The organism is Leptotrichia wadei, from assembly GCF_007990545.2.
GTDB lineage: Bacteria > Fusobacteriota > Fusobacteriia > Fusobacteriales > Leptotrichiaceae > Leptotrichia > Leptotrichia wadei.
Map to the genome: position 1 here is coordinate 878,319 of NZ_AP019829.2, position 20,263 is coordinate 898,581.

Sequence of the window (20,263 nt, forward strand, 5' to 3'; positions counted from 1 at the left end):
ATATGAAATGGAAGATATTATAATCGAAGATGAAATTATAGTAAGAGAGTCATCTGATGTGGAAAAGTTCGACAAAAATAATGATGGTGTACTAAAAAAACTTCAATTAGATGTGCCATTTTTAAAAAATAATGTAAAAGAATATTTTGAAGATGACGAGAAATATATGGATTTACTTTATTCAATGGCTGACAGAAGTGGTGTAGAGAGAGTATTAAAAATGAGATTTTTATTAGGAAAAGGAGTGTCAATTAGAGATATTTTGTGGAGAAGCGGGAAAAATAAGGAAGAGTTAAAAGAATATATAGTAAAATTTAGAAAATATGGAATTGGAGAGAATGAAAAAACTACGCAGGATAATGTGGTAAGAGAATTATCAATGGCGGCTATCTTTTTAGGAACTTTTGGAGTTTGGTCAGGTGAAAGGTATGTGGGGAATGGAACTTGGCGGTCGCCTGATAATTTTAATTTGAAATTGGATAAGAGTTGGGAATTGTATTTTGATATGACTTGTGGGGATTCATCAGAATATTTTTTTCAAATAGATATTGATGATACTTTAAATTTTATGAATTTTTTGATAGATATAATTTATGAGAAAAATGTTAAAGAAAATAAATTGAAATGCTATTTTGGAGATATTTTTTAGCAAGATTGCATAATAATAATGTAAAATGTGAGAAAGGATAAGAATATGAGTGATAAAGAAATTATAGAAGCTGAAACAGTAAAAGAAAATGGTAATAATCCGTTAAAAGTAATTCAATTAGATATGGAATATTTGAAAGAAAATGCTGAGGAATATTTGACAGATGATGAAAAATTTATGGATTTGCTATATTCAATAAGTGATAGAAGCGGAGTAGAAAAATTATTAAAGATGAGATTTTTATCAGGCGGAGCAGTACCATTAAGGGATATTTTGTGGAGAAGTGGGAAGACTAAAGAAGAATTGGCAAATTATAAAGTGAAATTTAGAAAATATGGGGATAAACCTGAAGAGAAAAAGACGGAAGATAATATTGTGAGGGAGTTATTGATGTCAGATGTTTTGGAGGGGAGTTTTAGAGGTTGGGAAAATGAGAGATGTACGATGGATCTAAGTAAATATCAATGGATAGGAATTGGAAATAGTATAAAAGGAAGTTTTGGAAATTGCAGATGGGTATCAAATGATGGACATTATAATTTAAAAATAAAAAAAACAGGAGAAATATATTTAAAAATGAGATGGTTTTTTGTTAGTAATGGAAGTGGAAACGGCTATTACACTTTCAAAATAGATGCAGATGACACTGAAAATTTTATGAATTTTTTGATTGATATAATTTATGAGAAAAATGTGAAGGCGGATAATTTGAAGAATTATTTTGAAGATATTTATTGATATAATTTATTTTCAAAATATAGATAATATTTAGTTTTTAGGAAAATGATGAAAAGAAAATTTTAAAATTAAGGAGAGAAAACTAATGAGTGATGATATTATTGTGATTGAAGATGTGCAAGAAGTTGAGACAATGAATGATGAGAGTACTAAGGCATTAAAGTGGTGCAGTTAAATGTAGATTATTTGAGGGAGAATGCAGAAGAATATTTGACAGATGATGAGAAATTTATGGAGTTGTTGTATTCGATAAGTGATAGAAGTGGGATTGAGAAGTTATTGAAAATGAGATTTATTTCGGGTGGAGCAGTTCCGTTGAGAGATATTTTGAAAGAAACTTGGAAAACAAAAGAGGAGTTAGCGAATTATAAATTTAAGTTTAGAAAGTATGGGGATAAGCCGAATGAGAAAGAGACTGAGGATAATATTGTAAGGGAGTTGCCGATGTCTTATGTGTATGAGGGGTCGTTTTTAGGTTGGGAGAATGAGAGATGTTCATATGATTATAATGATTATCAGTATACAAATTATCATGGGAATAATAGTGATGCAAAATGGTATTCTATTGACGGGCATTATAATTTAAAAATAGAAAAAACAGGAGAAATATATTTAAAAATGAGATGGTATTATCAATATTCTGATAATAATAATGATAAAGGAAATGGATATTATACTTTCAAAATAGACTTAAATGACACATTAAATTTCATGAACTTCTTAATAGATTTAATCTATGAAAAAAATGCAAAATCAGCTGAAGTTAAAAATTATTTTGGAGACATCTATTAAAATTTCTAAAAAATTGGAGGCAAAAAAATATGAAAAAAGAAACTTTACTAGAAAGTTTAAAAGAAATTGACTCAAAATTAGTAAATGAAGTAAAAAAACAAGATTTGTTTACAGATATTTATGAAGTGACAGATTTTGATTTGTTAGGAGAGAATTTTGGGGATATTGCACTTTATAAAATTAATGAGATTACTTATGAAGAAGAAGAGAAAGCACCGAGAAGAGAGGCTTTTGAGAATGTTTTGGGAGCTTTGAGGGATAGTTTTAATAATTTTTTATACATTATTTTAGGAACGAAAGAAAAAGTTTCGATTTATTTTGGGGTTGCGAAAAACAGTTATATTGATTCGAGTAATAGTATTTTGGAATTGCAAGATGTTGGGGATATGATTTTAAAGCCGAGTATTGAAGGGAATTTTAGAGGAAGTAAGATAAAAGAAATTATTTCTGATGAAAAAGAAGAAGTTTTGAAGGTTATAAGAAATCAAGGGAATAAATATGCATATTTTGAAGGAAATCCTGGAATAAATGAATCTGAAGATAGAAGTGATTTTCAGGGAATTGACAGATTAATTGACATAATGAGCGTGGGAAATCAAGGAACATTTGGACTTGTGATTTATGCTAATCCGATTCAGAAAGAGGAAATTGTAGAGATTGAGAAAGATATTTATAAACAGTATAATTATTATAATACAGTTCATAAGAGAAGTTATCAATTGGGGGAAAATCAAAGTAACAATACTGGGGAGAGTGCTACTGTAGGAAGTGGGACTAGTGAGAGTACAGCAAAAGGTAAAAGTAGTAATGAGACTAGTGGATCTAGTGAGACAAAAACAGAAGGAAGCAGTGCTAGTGATACTAAAGGTTCTAATGAAAGTGAAACAAAAGGAACGAATTATAATAAAGCTACTGGAAATACCTGGGGTAACTCTGAGGGTTCTAACAAAACAGAAAATACAGGTAAAAGTACGACAACAGGAACAAGTAATGGTTCTTCTACAAGTAGTAAATCATCTTCAACAGGGGAAAGTGCTGGAACATCATGGGGAACAAATAAAAATAAATCAGAAGGAGGAAGTAAAACAATCACAGAAGGAAGTAACCTTAGCCAAGCTAAAGGAACATCGACAAGTAGAACATCAGGAACTTCATTGAGTAAAGCTACTGGAACTTCAACTAGCAAAACATCAGGAACTTCGGAAAATAAGACAATTGGAACTACAAAAAATAACAGTACAACTAAAAATAGTGGTTCTAGTACAGGAACATCTGAAACAGAAAATATTGAAATTATAAAAAAAGAAATTCATTCATGGATTTCATACATTGATGAAACTTTATTGCCAATAATTGATTATGGGAAAGGAAAAGGGTTATTTAGAGTAAATACATATATTTTTGCTGATAATTCTGCAACTTTGCTTAAATTGGGAAATACATTGAAATCATTATCTTCTGGGAAAAAAGGGAATAAAAGACCATTGGAATATTATAGATTAGATAATGTGAAAGATAAAAAAATAATAAATAATTTAGTTAATTTTCAAATGAATAAAATTCAAAATGATATTGAAAAAGATGAGTTTTATACTGTAAATTCGATAGAAATAGGAAATGGATTTGTTAATGATTTTTATTCATCAAAAGAATTATCGTTGATTGCAGGACTTCCTAGAAAAGAAGTAAACGGATTAAAAGTAACAAAACAAGTGGAATTTGGATTAAATACAACTGATGAAAAAATGAAAGAACCATTGGAACTAGGAAATTTAGTACAAAGTGGGAAAATATTAGAAAATTCAGAAGTAAATATTGATAAAAAAGATTTGAATAAACATATTTTTGTTGCTGGAGTAACAGGAACAGGTAAAACTACTACTTGCCAAAGAATTTTGCTTGAAAGTGGAATGCCATTTTTGGTAGTGGAACCAGCTAAAACAGAATATAGAATTATGAAACTTAGTAAAAAAACAGAAGATATGGTAATTTTTACTTTAGGTCAAGATAATATTGCACCATTTAGATTGAATCCATTCGAGTTTTTTCCACACGAAAGTTTAACTTCGAGAGTAGATATGATAAAAGCTGCTATTGAAGCCTCATTTGATATGGAAGCAGCTATACCACAATTAATTGAATCAACAATATATGAATGTTACAAAGATTATGGTTGGAATGTAAATACGAATAAGAATACAAAATTTGAAAATCCATTTGCAGATGATGTTTACGCATTTCCTACATTCAATGATATATTGAAAAAAGTGGATGCTGTAGCTGAGAAACAAGGATTTGATGAAAGATTGAAAAAAGACTATATTGGTTCAATAAAAGCTAGATTACAAAGTTTGACTCTAGGTTCAAAAGGACTTATGTTAAATACACCGAGAAGTATTGATTTTGTGGGATTATTAGATAAAAAAGTTGTTTTAGAAATAGAAGAAGTAAAAAATACTGGAGAAAAATCTTTTGTAATGGGACTTATAATGACGAATTTAAGAGAAGCATTAAGAGCAAAATATAAAGAAAATAAACATTTTAAACATATTACATTGATTGAAGAAGCACATAGACTACTTAGTAAATTTGAGCCAGGAGATTCGGTTAATAAAAAACAAGGTGTGGAAATTTTTGCTGACATGCTTGCTGAAGTTAGAAAATATGGAGAATCGTTAATAATTGCTGATCAAATTCCGAATAAATTAACTCCTGAAGTGTTGAAAAATACGAATACAAAAATAATTCATAAATTGTTTGCAGAAGATGATAAAGAATCGGTTGGAAATACAATGATTTTGGAAAAAGAACAAAAAGAATTTTTATCTAGTTTGCCAACAGGAAGAGCAGTTGTTTTTTCTCAAGGATGGTCAAAAGCAGTACAAGTTCAAATAAAATTATTGACAAATACAACTTCGGATGAAGAAGTAGATGAACAAATATTGAAAAATAGTTGCATTAATTACTATAGAGAAAATTATAGAAGAGAAATATTTTCAGAAAGTAATATTTTTGATAGGGAGCCGACTTTTGAGGAAATGAAAACTATTATAGAATTTAGCAGAAGTGACTTGCTAAGTAGTTTCAAAAATATGTATGCAGCATTGGAAAATTTTTCTATAAGGGATATAAGAGATAGATCAAATATTTTTAAAAAAGCTAATAGAGAATATGTAAAAAATATAAGAATTGCAACAGAAAATGAAAAAAATCTATTAGTAAAATATTTAAAAGAAAAATATTTTATTAAGAAAAAGCATAAACTAGAAGAAGTTAATAGAGTAGAAGAATTAGAGAAAAATATAATAGAATTTTTATCAGAAGAAATCACGGATGAAAAAATAGATGTAGAAAACCCTTTAAAAATAAAAAAAATTTGGATGGAAAAATTAGGAAAAGGAGATGAGTAAAAATGGTATTTGGTTTGATAGCTGCAGCAATTGGTGGTGTCGTAGGAGCGATTAGTACAATAGGAAGTTCTATACTTGGTTTAAGTGTAAGTCCGTTTCTTGGAATAGTGAGTTTTGCTATGGGAATAGCAAAATTATTGAGTCCAAAAAATCAAATAGAACCAAGAGATTATGAAAGATTTTCTTATACAGCTGATATAAAAGATAAAAAACCTGAAAATTATGAGAATGTTTCAAGTTATATAAATGATGTAAAAAATTCAATGAAAGAATTGACACCCGTAGAAGAACAAAAATTAGAGAATTTAAGTGAGGAAGAAAAGAAAAGATATAAATCGAATACAGTTGCGACAATATTTCAGGCTTTTGGAGAAGAAATAGGATTAGAAGAACCTATCTCATTTGGAGCAATAAAGGGAGCAGCTGAAATAAAAATGAATCCAACAGAATTTAAAAAAATGATAGAGGATTATAAAAATAATAAAATTCCTACAATGGATGTAGATGCATATTTAGACAACGAATTAGATGCAGATGATGATGTAGCGATGTATGATTATTTAAAAGAGAAATTGGATAAAATGGGATGAGGAACCATTAAAGTAAAATAAATAAATATAAGAAAAAAATAAAAAAATTAAGAATAGGAGATGAATAACATGGGGTTTTGGAGTTTTCTTAGTGGGGTAGGACATGCAATAACAGGAGCAATTAGAGCGGTGGGAACTGCAATAGCTGGTGTAGGAAGAGCACTATTTTCTGGAATAGCGAATTTAGCTGAAGGTATAGTAAAATTGTTAAGTCCAAAAAGTCAAATAGAGCCAAGAGATTATGAAAGATTTTCTTATACAGCAGAAGTTAGAGATATAAAACCTGAGAACTATGAAAGTGTTGCAAGTTATATAAATGCTGTAAAAGGATCAATGAAAGAATTAACTCCTGAAGAAGAACATAAATTAGAAAATTTAAATGAAACAGAGAAGAAAAAACATAAATCAAATACAATTTCAACAATATTTCAGGCTTTTGGTGAAGATTTAGGGTTGGAAGAACCTATTTCATTTGGAGCAATAAAAGGAGCAGCTGAAATAAAAATGAATCCAACAGAATTTAAAAAAATGGTAGAGGATTATAAAAATAGTAAAATTCCTACAATGGATATAGATGCATATTTAGACAATAAATTAGATGCAGATGATGATGTAGCAATGTATGATTATTTAAAAGAGAAATTAGACAAGATGGATGAAGAACTTGAAAAATTAAACGAAAAAATATAATAAAGAATATAATTGATTAGAAATTATATCAGAATAAAAAAAATATAGAAAAAACAGCAAAAGAATAATTGAGAGGAGCTGAGAAAAATGACAGTGAAAATTTCGATTGCGATTTATGTTTCTGAACAGGGAATTTTGACAGAATATAATGGAAATGTAAAAAAATATCAAGGAGAAAAATTTTGTAATAGGGAAGTAAAAGAATTTTTATCGTGGTTAAAAAAAAATTTTCGTTCAAAAAATGTTTTTGATTTATTGATTTTTGGTACAGATTTTGAGAAAGTTAAAGAAATTTATAATGGATTTAATGATTTTGAAGTTTTAGAAGATAGTGATTTCACTTTAGAAACTTTGGAAAAAATTTTGCTTGAAAATGTGAATTTAAAAGAAAATGTAGTTTTAAAAATTTCTAATAATGAAAACGAAAAGATTTTTATAACTAAAAAAGGAAAACAATTTATTAGAACAAAAGAAGAAGAAAATTTTGGAAATGAGATTTTGGTAATAACTAATAATAAGAAGTTTTTTAAAGTAAGTTCAAAAAAATCAAGAATTGTTTCTAAAAAGAAAGAAAATCTGAATACAGTAGCAAAGGATGAAGTGAATTTGAGTTCGATATTTGCTAAGAAGTTGAAAGGAAATTAAGGAGAGATGGAAATGAATGATGGACAAACAGGAAAAATTTTAAATGATAGTATAGAGAAAATAAAAGGTATTTTATCGATTATAGCCAAAATTAGTACAAGAGTTGATGGATTAGAAAAGAGAATATCTGAAATTGAGAAATTAAATAATATTTATTCTCCAAAAGAAACGATTTCTGATGAAGATAAAAAAGAAGTAAAAGAGCAAAATGATTTAGAGTTTGGAAATGAAAATCAAGGAATCGAATTAAAAAAAGAAAATAAAAAATTAGAGGAAGAAAATCTAGATTTAAAGGAAAGATTAGAAAATTTTAAAAATGAAAAAATAAAAGAGATAGAAGAAAAAGATCAAAGAATATCAGAACTAACAGAAAAAAATATTGAATTGGAAGAAAAAAATAAAAAATTAGAAGAAGAAAAAAATGAGAAAATTGATGAAATTAAAAAAATAAGTAAAGATTTAAATCAAGAAAAAGATAATTTCGATAATTTAAAAATAGAATTTTCAAATTTTAAAAAGGGAGCAGAAGCTGAATTTTTAAAATTGAATGGAGAAATTAAATCTAGAGATGTTAAAATAAATGATTTAAACTTCAAAATAAATAATTTGTTGAGAGAAAAAACTAATTTAGAAAAAAATGTTGATGACTTAAGAAGAGAAATTCTTTCTAAAAATCAAGCGATAACTCGTTTGGAAAATCAAGTTAGTTCTTTAACAAAAGATGTGAGAAATAGAGATTATAAAATTTCAGATTTAGAAAATGATAATAATGAATTAAAAAATGATAAAAATAACTTAATATCAAGATTAGCGGATTTTAAAGATTTAGAAGAATTAGAAGCTCTTTATAGTGAGTATTTAAAAATTCCTGAAAATGATAGAGAGAAATATGATGCAATATTAAAACCACATTTGGGAAAAGATATGTTCTTATATTTGGTAACTACAAAATTTTCAAATTATAAAGATTTTTTAAAAAATGATTTTATTGAAAATGCTGATTTTTATGCTGTGTTAGTTAAAATCTATGATTATGTAATTAATGTAATGAATAAAGAGTATGACGAAGAAGTGTACGAATTTGTAAATCCTGAAATTGGTGAAAGATATAATCCAATTTCTCAAATACCATCTTCAAATAGTGTGAGCAATGGCGATGTAGCTAGAGTTATTGTGAAAGGGTATCAAAGAAGAAGAGATAAAAAATTGTTGTATCAATCTATTGTTTTATTAAAATAAAGAGCAAGATAACTTTAAAGAATCTAAAAAATATTTAAAAATATATTTAGAAAGATTTAAAGTTATTTTGTTTGTAAAAATGTATTTTGGAGTTGAGAATATTGAGTAAAAAATTTGGCGATGAAAGAAATAGAATACAAGATGAGATAGAAAGAATGGTAGAAAATATAGCAGAAAGAGAGAATTGTTTTATGAATGATATTAAAATAAAAGAATATTATAAAAAAAGTGAATATAAAAGAGCAAATTTAAATGAATTGTTAGAGTCAGAATTAACTGATATAAATGGTGGGCATTGGGATGTTTTCGAGAATTCGAAAGGTTCAGAAAGTGTGCCTTTTGTGCAGGAAGAAAATGTAAAAGTATATGGGAGAAATCCAGAAAATGATGTAGAAAAAAGTGCAATTGTAGCGATAGATTTTGGAACGAAAAGTACAGTTGCAATTTATAGAGATAATACAGAAACTGTATATCCATTAGAAATAGGTTCGAATAGTGCGAATGAGAGTTATAAAGAAAAGAATTTTGAAAATCCTACAATGATTGAATTTGGAGATTTTGAAGAATTTTTAAGATTATATAATGCAAAAGAAGGGCGTCCTTATACTGAATGGAATGATCTTCAAGTATCGCATCATGCACAAAATGATTTTGTAAATTCAAATAAACCTGAAGTATTAAATTCAATATTGTCAGATGTAAAACAATGGGCGAGTGGAAATCGAAAGATTAATATAAAAGATAGAAAAAATGAGTATAGTATAAAAAAATTTTTAGAAGGTTCAGAAGACGATATTACTCCTGTTGAATTGTATGCTTATTACATTGGATTAAATCTTAATAATATGTGTAATAAAAAAATATTTTTAAGATATGTTTTGAGTTATCCTGTAACTTATGAAAAAGCCATAAGAGAAAAAATAAGACTATGCTTTGAAAAAGGAATAAAAAAATCATTACCTATAACGATTTTAAACAATGAAAAAATAATGAAAAAATTTTCTGTAAAAAATTTTAATAGTGAGCCATTTTGTTATGCAGCCACAGCATTAGAGCAATATAATTTTTTTAATAAGGTAAAAGATGAAGAAGTATTTTATGGTATATTTGATTTCGGTGGTGGAACAACAGATTTTGATTTTGGGATTTTTAGAAAACTTGAAGATGATGATAGATATTCATATGAAATGGAAAGTATTTCATCGGGCGGATATAAGTATTTAGGAGGAGAAAATATTTTAAGTGCATTAGCATATGAAACATTTATGTCAGAAGAAAATATTGAAAATTTGAGAAAGGGGAATTTTCAAATTTCTCTACCTTTAAACAAAAAAGTGCCATTGAAAAATTATGATATGATAAATGAAACAAAAGAAGCTAAAAGTAATTTAATAAAAATAGCTGAGGGATTAAGATTTATTTGGGAAAACAGTGATATGCCAGATAATTACAATGATGATTTAGGAGAATTGTCAATAAATTTATTGGATAAATTTTCTAATCAAACTACAGTTAATTTAATAGTGGATATTGATAGATTAAAAAATCGAATAAGAGAAATGATAAAAAAAGGAGTAAATGAGTTTTTTGCAAATCTAATTTCAACAGTAGAAAGTAAAACAGTAAATGAAATTAACATATTTCTGGCAGGAAATTCAAGTAAATCTGAATATATTAAAGAAATTTTTGAAGCAAAAAAAGTAGAAATGGTAGATGGAAATGAAAAATTTAGTGAAAAAGTAAAGATATTTCCGCCACTAGGGACAGAAGAAGCTGAAGAAAAACAAAGAGAAATGGGATATGTGATTGATAGAAATAAATTTATTCCAAATGGTAAAACAGGGGTTGCTTATGGAAGTATTTTGCTTAGAAAAAATGGAGAAATAAAAACAGAGAGTTCAGTAGAAGAAGTTCCGTTTAATTATATTGTTGGAAGAAAGAGAAATGGAGAATTTAAAAATATTTTGGATAAAAAAATCGGGTATGATGAGTGGAAAAAATATATTGTAGCAAATGAGATAGAAAATGAAATTTACTTTACAGATAATTATTCTAACTTATTGAAAGATGTTGAATTAGAAAATATAAAAACAATTATGATTGATTTAGATGATGAATATGATGATGACGAATATATCTATATAAGAAGTATTTCTCCAAATAAAATTGAGTATTGCGTTTCTAATAGTGAAAAAATAAAAAAAGATGAATATATAGAAGAGCCAAAAGAGATAGATTTATCAAATGAATAGGAAGAAATGGTGTAAAGATGTTAAAAGTAAACAATAAGGTCGTGTATTTGCATAAGGATACTATAAAAAAAGAAGAATTATATAACTATATTTCTAGGTTATATATTGATAATAAAGAAAAAATAATAGAGTTATTTAAAAATATTGAAAAAAGACTTTATTTGGAATATTTTAATACAAAAATAGAGACAGAAACTAAAATAATAGATATAAAAAGAAAACTGATAATTTACAAGTTAAAAGATCCTATTTTTGTGAAAAACAAAAATGAAATAATTGAAAGAAAAGAAGAATACGAAGAGAAATTATCAAAATATGGAATTTTAGATTTCAATTCTTCAATTCCTAATGAATATTTATTTAAACAAATTAAGAATGAAAATTATTATATTCAAAGAAAAATTTTGAAAATGGGAAAATAAGAATAAGTAATAATAATTTTCAAAAAATATTGATGAATCGAAATAATAATTATGAAATTTATAATATAGAATTTGAAATGTTTACTGAAGAAGAAGGAAATTCTATAATATTTCCGATAAAAGAGATATCATTGAATACGAATGCTACGATAGAAATATTAAATTTATTAATTGAAAGAAAAATGGAAAATTTTATATTTTGATCAAGAATTAGATATTTCTAAAAATTTGGCAAATATGATGTTTTTTAATGTTATAGGAATGGCTCAAAAAGGAACTGATGAATATATAGTTATTGTGAAAAATGTGAAGGGTTTAAGAAAATTAATTGAAAAGGGAGAAATTATTTTTGAAAAGGGATTTCTCGAGGATAAAATTTTAGAAGAAGAAAATGATAAAAGTAAAGTTGAATATTTAAAACCAAATTTAAAAGATATGAATTTAGGATTATGGTCAATTTATGATAAAAGAAAATTTTCTAAAAGTGAAGATTTTAGAAAAGTGTATTCTGATGAAAGTATTTACGGAGAAAATCCGCTTAATGATGTGGATAAAAATGCACAAGTATTGATAGAATTTGACAATGAAATGGTTAGAGTATTAATAAAAGATTCAGATGGTAGAATATATCCTAAAAGTATTTTTTCTAAAAGAAATGAAGATTCTACAGAAAATTTAAGTATTATGAAATTTTGCAATATTAAAAAATTTTTGGAAGATTATGAAAAATTTGAGAGCAGACCAAATACTTCAAAAAATGATATTTTGTTTTCTTATGATGCTTTTAAAGAATATGAAAATACTGAAAATAAAGAAAATTTTTATTGGATAGATTTTCAAAACCCATTTAAAAATACAATTTATTTGGAGGAATTAGATAAAGAAATAAATTTAATTGAAATATTTGCATATACTTTGGGACTTTATTTGAATAATGAAATTGATAAAAAAATATTTCTGAGATACTCATTGTCATTTTCAAATGTTAGAACAAAAGAGGAACTCGATTTTATAAAATACAATTTTGAAAAAGGTATAAGAAAATCAATCCCAACTTCAGTATTAAAAGATAAAGTAATGAGCAAATATAAAGTAGAGTATCGAGTGGAAAATACAACATCTTTACTTGCTGGAATTTTAAGTGAACAAAGCAGTAAAAAAATAGAAATATCAGATATTCCAACAAGTTATATTGTTTTAAAATTAGATAAAAATGAATATACTTATTCGATGGGATACTATAAAAAAATATTAGACAATGAGAGATATGATTTAGAAATTAATAAAAAAGTAGCAAACGGATTTTTGAATAAAGAATTTGATGGAAAAGAGTTTTGGGAAATACAAGAACTTATTTGGAAAAAATTAGAAATTCTATTTTTAGATATTGAAAATAACAAAAATATTTTTTCTAAAAAAGTAAAAATAATATTTGATGTTATGCCTGAATTTAAAGATTTTGTTATTGGTAAAGTTTCAAAAAAAATGGAAGAGTATGAATTTGAAATTGATATAATTGAAATTTTTGAGGGAGATAAAATTGTTTTAGAAAATGGAATTGAATTAAATAAAAATTTCTTTAAAGTTTATGGTCTTCTTCTTTGTCAAAGAAGTGGATGGATAAAAATGTATAAAGAGAAAATTGTTGATGAAGAAGAATTTTTGTATAAGGTTGGGATAAAAAGAAATGAAGAATTTCAAGTATTACTAGATAATAATAGTGAAGAAGAATGGATTAAAACTTTATCAGCAGATGAGAAAGAAATATGTCTGAATTTTATGAATAAAAAAGGTGAAATATATAATTTGATTTTAGAAATAGAAAGAAGTTATGCAGATGCAGATATTTTTATAAAATCAAGAGGAAAAGACACCATTGATTACACAGTAATTAACAAGAGAGGACAACAATTAGAAGAGATTAGAACGGAAATTTTGGATTAATTTAGGAGGGAAATATTATGGTGGCAGTAATAATAGTAATATTAATAGCGGTAATTATCTTTTTATTATGGATAATAAAAAACTTATCAGAAAGTTTAAAAAGTAAAAGAAATCAAGTATCAAAAAAAAGTGGAATTGTAAATGAAACAAAAATGAAAGCAGAAAATGATGGATTAAAAATAGAAATTAGAAATTTAAGAAGTCAATTGGGAAGTTTACAAAGTAGTTCATCGAATGAAGAAACATTGAAAAATGAAATTAGAAAATTGAATGTGAAAATAAAAAAATTTGAAAGTAATAGAAATGATGGAGAAAAGGAAAAACTTGAGCAACAAATAAAAATATTGAATTTTGAAAAGAAAATTTGAAAATGAAGCAGATAAAAAAAAAAAAATTTGACTTTAAAAATAGATGAGTTGAAAAAAGAGTTGAATCAAGAAAAACAAAAAGCAAAAAAAGTAGTTAAAAATAGTTCGTCAAACGGAAGTTTTAATAATAATTTTGAAAAAATCTTTAATGATTTTAAGAAAATTTCTGAAAATGAAAAAAAACGAATAGAAGTTATAATTACAGAAAAAAAAGGAAAAGAAGTATTTTTAGGACTAGGATTACAAGCATCAAATTTAAAATTGTTATGGGAACAAATTGAGTTTAATATCCAAAAAAATGAAAATTCAAAAGATACAGAAATTTTGATAGAAACATATTATTATTTTTTTGAATTATATAATTCATTATTTTCAGCACCTGTTTATACATTTTTAGATAATAAAATAGGAGATAGATATAATCCTATAACATCAATTCCAGTAAATACTGGTTATACAAAAAATGAAGTAAAAAAAGTTGTATTTAAAGGATATAAAAATAGGAAAGGTGATATTGTTAAACAGTCGCTTGTTATTTTAGATTAAATTTTTATAGAAAGATAAAAAATTGACTTATTTATTTTTTTAGTTTACAATGTAAACAAAAAAGGAGAGTGATATTAATGTCTGTAATTTCAATTAGATTTAATGATGAAGAGGAAAAAGTAATAAAAAAATTTATTGAAAGTAAAGGATTTTCGGTATCTCAATATATTAAAGATCTGATATTTGAGAAAATAGAAGATGAATATGATTTGGAAATATGTAAAGAATATTTAAAAGCAAAGGAAGAAGGGAAGTTAGTAACAATTCCATTTGAGGAGGCAGCTAAAGAATGGGATTTAGAGTAGAAATTTTGGAAGAGTTAAATAAGAAAATAAAAAAGTTAGATAAATCTACTAAACGAACGCTATATTCATATATAAAAAAGAATCTTGTAGATGTGGAAAATCCAAGAATAAAAGGAAAAGCATTAACAGGAAATTTAAAAGGGCTTTGGCGGTATAGAATAATGGATTATAGGCTTATTGTGGATATTCAAGATGAAATTTTGGTAATAGTAGCTATTGACTTTGGACATAGAAGTAAGATTTACAAATAAAAATTAAAATCACAGTTTATTTTAGCTGTGATTTTTAGTAAAAAAGAAGGAAATTAAAACTTTTTGGCAGGAGAGAGTGAGATGGATATTAGAGAAGTTAGGAAAATAAAAGTGGGATTGGGAGAAAATACGACAGATAAATTTATAGAAGATATTAATGTATATGTAGAAATAGATAAATATAGATTTAATGGGCAAACGTATGAAAATGAAATTGAAGATATAAATAAAGGAAGTTGGGATGTTTTTGATGACTTAGATGAAGAAGGAAATTTATGTTTTACTGAAGAAGAAGAGAGTGAAATTATAGAAATAGAAGATGAAATTTATGCTAGAAATCCTAAATATGACATTGTTGAATCAGGAGTAGTTGGAATAGATTTTGGAACAAAAAGTACAGTTGTTGTATCTTATCGAGATGATAATGCAGGGATTAACAATAGTAAAACTTTGCCAATTAGAATTTCTGGAAATATGAATGATATTGAAAGAACCGAAAATTATGAAAATGCTACAATTATTCATTTTAGTGATTTAGAAAGATTTATTAAGTGGTATAATTTATTTAAAGGAAGACCTTATACATTTTATGAAGATATCCAAGTATCATTAGAAGCAGAAAATGAATTGAAAAGAAATACAGAAGATTTTGATATTAATGAATTTATGTTAGATTTGAAACAATGGGCCTCTAGTAAAAATAAAAAGAAAAAAATTAGAGATGAAGAAGGATTTTTGCATACGATAAATGGGTATTTGGATTTGAAAGAAGGAGAATTTGATCCGATAGAAATTTATGCTTACTACATTGGTTGTAGAATTAATAATATGGCACAATATTCGATATTTTTGGAATATTATCTTTCGTTTCCAGTAACTTATGAATTGGAAGTAAAAAATCGGATATTGAATAGTTTTAGAAAAGGAATTATGAAATCATTACCGAATTCAATTTTGAATGATGAAGAAGTTATGAAAAGATTTAGAGTAGTTTTTGGAGCGAGTGAACCTGCTTCTTATGCGATTACTGCATTGAAAAAGTTTTGTGTGGAACCAGATTTGGAAAATGAAATTGGATATTCAGTGTTTGATTTTGGTGGTGGAACAACTGATTTTTCTTATGGAATTTATCGTGAAAAGGAAAATTCGAGAAAATATGATTATGAGATACAGGAATTAGAAAGTGGAGGAGATAAATATTTAGGTGGAGAAAATTTGTTGTCGTTAATTGCATTTGATGTATTTTTGCAAAATAGAGAAAAATTAGTAAATGGTAAATATTTTATCTCATTACCTGCGAATAAAAAATCAGAAATAGGATTTGAAACATTTGTGTCAGAAGCTAGTCAAGCAGAATATAATATGAAAAAAATGATGGAAGCGATGCGAGATTATTGGGAAGGAAAATTGGAAGAAAGTTTGAAGGATTCGGGGAAAGTAACTGTTTATCTTTCAAATAAAGAAAATCAATATAAAAATGAAGAACTTGATGTAGATTATGATAGATTAGATGAAATTTTGAAGAAAAATATTTATGGAGGAATTATTTCATTTTTAGAAAAATTTGATATAGTATTTAAAAATAAGAAATTAAAAGAAATTTATATTTTCTTGGCAGGAAATTCTTCAAAAAGTAAATTTGTGGAAGAAATATTTGAAAATGAATTAACAGAGGAATTTAAACAAAAATACAATATCATTTTAAAAAATGCTTATTCGATAGAAGAAGAAACAGAAGGAAAAGTTATAGGTTTAAACTCAAAAACAGGAGTAGCTTTTGGATTGGTGGAATTGAGAGAAGGTAACGGAGAAGTAGAATATATTCCATTTAGAAATATTGCAAAAAATGAAGAAATTAATTTTAAATATTGTCTTGGATATAGTAAAAAGAGAAGATTTATTCCAGTTATTAATTTTAACACAAAATACAACGAGTGGATAAAATATGATGATGTGGAAGATGAAAAAATAATAGAAGTACTTTATTCAGGAAATACAAGAGCAGAAGGAAAAGAATTTCCAGCTTCAGAGTGTTCAAGAATAAGAATTTTAGTGCAAGATGATGACAAAGGAAGTCTTTTTATCAGATTAAAAAATCCAAGTACGATTGAATATGTAATTTGTGAAGATGTTGAGAAGATTGATAAAGGGAAAATTGTAGAGAGAGAGTTGTAATAAGAATTAAAAATATAATTTTTGGAAAGAGGAAAAACAATGAATCAAGAATTGAAAATATCAGTAGATATACCAGAAAGTTATCAAAATAAAATTAGAGAGGCTTATTGTGATTATAAGAAAACTTACAATGATATTTTAAGTCAAATAGGAGATGTTGGGGAGTTAGAAGTATTAAGCAGTAAAAAATTATATGAAAATTTTACTGATAGAGAATTAACCGTATATTTTTCTGATAATGAGAAGTATTACAATGATGATATAGCTTATTATGAAGAAGATATTTATAATAAAGATATATTATGGTTGCAAAAAAGATTATTTTTTTTTCATTATTATGATGGCAATATTGAAATTGAATTTAATGATGAAAAACAAGAAAAAATAAAAGATATATTAAAAAAACTGAGAGAAGTTTCTTCAAAACATGATGATAAATTTATAAATTTAGTAAAAAAAATTCCGAATACTTTGGAGAATATAGTTATAAAAAGTGAAGGAAAAATTTGGGGAGTCGGTAGAAAAGATTATGTTTGTTTATCTTCGGGGGCATATGTAAAAAATAAAAATAGGAATAATGTAGTATATTTAATTGAAAATATGTTTTTAAGATATTATACTGGTAATTTTATTAAGATGAAAATTTTTAATTCAAAGGTTGAGAAAAAACTAGATGATTTAAAAAAAGCTGAGAAAAAATATTTTAAGATTAAAGAAAAAATATTGAGAGAAGCAGAATTGAAAGAAGTAAGTGTGCGAAAACAAATATTAGAATTTTCAAATGTTAGGAGTATTTTTGATAAAGAAATAAAAAAATTTGAAAGAGTTAATGAAAAAGTTTTTGAAGAAACTTATAAGGAAATTTCAAAAAAAATTAAACTTTCTGTTGAAAAGGAAATAAAAAAAATCTTAGAAGATACAGTTGAGTTGGATGAAAAAGAAAAAGTAAAATATGAAAAAATGATAAAATTAAAATACGAAAAATTCGAAGAAAAAGAAATTGAGAATTTAAAAAATAAACCGAAAGAAATTATACAAAACTTGAACAGTGAAATAGATGATTACATTAGAAATGGAAAAATATATATTGAAAGATTAGAAGAATTAACAATTGGAAAGATTAAAGGGTTAAAAGAAAAAATAATATTAGAACTAAATAAATTTCTAAAAAATTTACCCAATGAATTTAAAAAAGTAAGGAAAAAAATTAGAATTGAAAAGTTAGTTTCAATTTTTGTTGATAAAGATTTCGATAGATTCAGAAGTAAAAAATACGATACAGAAATATATGACAGAAACAAAGGAAGCTGGGATGTTTTTGAAGCCACAAATGAAAATAATGATGTTGTTATTGATGGAGAAAAAATAAATGAAGAAATTTTAGATAGGAAAATTTATGGTAGAAATCCTAAAAATGATATTGTTAAATCAGGAGTGATTGGAATTGATTTTGGGACTAAAAGTACGGTTGTTGTTTCGTATAAAGATGACAATGAGGGAATAAATGGGAGTAAAACTTTACCAATTAGAATTTCTGGAAATTTGGATGCTATTGAAAGAACCGAAAATTATGAAAATGCTACAATTATTCATTTTGATAATATTAAAAAATTTATAACGGAGTATTTGTCTTCAGAAGGTAGACCATATACGCATTATGATGATATTCAAGTTTCGGTTGATGCTGAAAACGAACTGAAAAGAACTCAGAATAATTTTGATATAAACGAATTTATGTTAGATTTAAAACAATGGTCTGCAAATAAAAATAAGAAAAAAACGATAGCTGATAAAACTGGAAAAGAAATAATTTTAAATGGTTATTTGGAATTAAATGAAAATGAGTTTGACCCAATAGAAATTTATGCTTACTATATTGGTTGTCGAATCAATAATATGGCACAATATTCGATATTTTTAGAATATATTTTATCATTTCCAGTAACTTATGAACTGGAAGTAAAAAATAAAATATTGAATAGTTTTAGAAAAGGGATTATGAAGTCACTTCCAAATTCAATTTTAAATGACGAAGAAATTATGAAGAATTTTAGAGTGAAATTTGGAGCAAGCGAACCTGCTTCTTATGCGATAACTGCATTGAAAAAATTCTGTGTAGAACCAGACTTGGAAAATGAAATTGGATATTCAGTATTTGATTTTGGTGGTGGAACAACGGATTTTTCTTATGGAATTTATCGTGAAAAAGAAAATTCTAGAAAATATGATTATGAAATACAAGAACTTGAAAGTGGAGGAGATAAATATTTAGGTGGAGAAAATTTATTATCATTAATTGCTTTTGATGTATTTTTACAAAATAGAGAAAAGATGTTTGAGAAGGGATATGAAATTTCATTGCCAATAAATCAAAAATCTAAAATAGGGTTTGAAACATTTGTATCTGAGTCCAATCAAGCCGAGTATAATATGAAAAAAATAATGGAATCAATGAGAGATTATTGGGAAGGAAAATTGGAAGAAACAGAAAAAGAAAAATTGAAAAAAACAATTTATCTTTCAAACAAATCAGGTCAGTATCAAAATGAAGAATTGGATATTGATTATAACAGATTAGATGAAATTTTGAAAAAAAATATTTATAATGGCGTAATATCATTTTTAGAAAAATTCAAAGTGGTATTTGATAGTAAAAAATTGAAAGAAATATATATTTTCTTGGCAGGAAATTCTTCAAAAAGTAAATTTGTGGAAGAAATATTTGAAAATGAATTAACAGAGGAATTTAAACAAAAGTATAATATTATTTTGAAAGATGCTTATTCGATAAAAAATGAAATAGAAGGAGAAGTTATAGGATTGAATTCTAAAACAGGAGTAGCCTTTGGATTAGTAGAATTGAGAGAAGGTAATGGAGAAGTTGAGTATATACCGTTTAGAAATATCACTAAAAATGAAGAAATTAATTTTAAATATTGCATAGGATATAGTAAAAAAAGAAGATTTGTTCCAATTATTGATTTTAATACAAAATATAATGAGTGGATAAAATATGACGATATTGAAAATGAAAATAGTATAGAAGTACTTTATTCGGGAGATACAAGAGCAGAGGGAAAAGAATTTCCAGCTTCAGAATGTTTAAGAATAAGAATTTTGGTACAAGATGATGAGAGTGGAAGTCTTTTTATTAGATTGAAAAATCCAAATACGATTGAATATGTGATTTGTGAAGATATTAAAGATATTGATAAAACAAAAATTTCAGAAGAAATATTAAAATAAA

The 20,263-nt window shown here is 25.7% G+C and carries 17 protein-coding genes; all 17 read left to right on the top strand.

The features are described from left to right. The first annotated feature begins 7 nt into the window (after positions 1–7). The 17 genes from FVE73_RS04130 (at position 8) to FVE73_RS04210 (ending at position 20,262) form a co-directional block, all read left to right on the top strand. Positions 8–649: a hypothetical protein gene (locus FVE73_RS04130; protein WP_018498157.1), complete on the top strand. Its 642-nt coding sequence runs from the start codon at positions 8–10 to the stop codon at positions 647–649. Between the two features lie 45 nt (positions 650–694). After that, positions 695–1,387 carry a hypothetical protein gene (locus FVE73_RS04135; RefSeq protein WP_018498158.1) on the top strand — a complete coding sequence of 231 codons (693 nt, stop codon included), beginning with the start codon at positions 695–697 and terminating at the stop codon, positions 1,385–1,387. 162 nt (positions 1,388–1,549) lie between these two features. Next, a complete protein-coding gene (locus FVE73_RS04140; protein WP_018498160.1) occupies positions 1,550–2,179 on the top strand; it encodes a hypothetical protein in 630 nt (209 codons plus the stop codon). A gap of 29 nt (positions 2,180–2,208) precedes the next feature. Then, a complete protein-coding gene (locus tag FVE73_RS04145) occupies positions 2,209–5,589 on the top strand; it encodes a helicase HerA domain-containing protein (protein ID WP_018498161.1) in 3,381 nt (1,126 codons plus the stop codon). 2 nt (positions 5,590–5,591) lie between these two features. Beyond that, the gene (locus FVE73_RS04150; RefSeq protein ID WP_018498162.1) at positions 5,592–6,179 is read left to right on the top strand and encodes a hypothetical protein; all 588 of its coding nucleotides are present in this window, start codon (positions 5,592–5,594) and stop codon (positions 6,177–6,179) included. A gap of 69 nt (positions 6,180–6,248) precedes the next feature. Beyond that, positions 6,249–6,869, top strand: a complete 621-nt coding sequence (locus FVE73_RS04155; protein ID WP_018498163.1) for a hypothetical protein — start codon at positions 6,249–6,251, stop codon at positions 6,867–6,869. Positions 6,870–6,956: 87 nt separating this feature from the next. Next, the gene (locus FVE73_RS04160) at positions 6,957–7,514 is read left to right on the top strand and encodes a hypothetical protein (RefSeq protein WP_018498164.1); all 558 of its coding nucleotides are present in this window, start codon (positions 6,957–6,959) and stop codon (positions 7,512–7,514) included. 12 nt (positions 7,515–7,526) lie between these two features. Continuing rightward, the gene (locus tag FVE73_RS04165) at positions 7,527–8,753 is read left to right on the top strand and encodes a coiled-coil domain-containing protein (protein WP_018498165.1); all 1,227 of its coding nucleotides are present in this window, start codon (positions 7,527–7,529) and stop codon (positions 8,751–8,753) included. 101 nt (positions 8,754–8,854) lie between these two features. Further along, positions 8,855–11,005 carry an acetate and sugar kinases/Hsc70/actin family protein gene (locus tag FVE73_RS04170; RefSeq protein WP_018498166.1) on the top strand — a complete coding sequence of 717 codons (2,151 nt, stop codon included), beginning with the start codon at positions 8,855–8,857 and terminating at the stop codon, positions 11,003–11,005. 17 nt (positions 11,006–11,022) lie between these two features. Next, complete coding sequence (locus tag FVE73_RS04175; RefSeq protein WP_175284476.1) at positions 11,023–11,427, top strand: hypothetical protein; 405 nt, start codon at positions 11,023–11,025, stop codon at positions 11,425–11,427. 171 nt (positions 11,428–11,598) lie between these two features. Beyond that, positions 11,599–13,371: a hypothetical protein gene (locus FVE73_RS04180; RefSeq protein WP_175284477.1), complete on the top strand. Its 1,773-nt coding sequence runs from the start codon at positions 11,599–11,601 to the stop codon at positions 13,369–13,371. 17 nt (positions 13,372–13,388) lie between these two features. Further along, positions 13,389–13,739, top strand: coding sequence for a hypothetical protein (locus FVE73_RS04185; protein WP_175284478.1), 351 nt, complete (start codon positions 13,389–13,391; stop codon positions 13,737–13,739). 27 nt (positions 13,740–13,766) lie between these two features. Then, positions 13,767–14,285 (top strand): hypothetical protein, encoded by a 519-nt coding sequence (locus tag FVE73_RS04190; protein ID WP_175284479.1) that lies wholly within the window; start codon positions 13,767–13,769, stop codon positions 14,283–14,285. 77 nt (positions 14,286–14,362) lie between these two features. Beyond that, positions 14,363–14,590 carry a type II toxin-antitoxin system RelB family antitoxin gene (gene relB, locus FVE73_RS04195; protein WP_018498169.1) on the top strand — a complete coding sequence of 76 codons (228 nt, stop codon included), beginning with the start codon at positions 14,363–14,365 and terminating at the stop codon, positions 14,588–14,590. Next, a complete protein-coding gene (locus FVE73_RS04200) occupies positions 14,575–14,841 on the top strand; it encodes a type II toxin-antitoxin system RelE family toxin (RefSeq protein WP_018498170.1) in 267 nt (88 codons plus the stop codon). The genes relB and FVE73_RS04200 overlap by 16 nt, the downstream gene beginning before the upstream one ends. A gap of 81 nt (positions 14,842–14,922) precedes the next feature. Next, the gene (locus FVE73_RS04205; RefSeq protein WP_018498171.1) at positions 14,923–17,016 is read left to right on the top strand and encodes an acetate and sugar kinases/Hsc70/actin family protein; all 2,094 of its coding nucleotides are present in this window, start codon (positions 14,923–14,925) and stop codon (positions 17,014–17,016) included. Between the two features lie 39 nt (positions 17,017–17,055). Next, the gene (locus tag FVE73_RS04210; protein WP_018498172.1) at positions 17,056–20,262 is read left to right on the top strand and encodes a hypothetical protein; all 3,207 of its coding nucleotides are present in this window, start codon (positions 17,056–17,058) and stop codon (positions 20,260–20,262) included. Position 20,263 lies beyond the last annotated feature (1 nt).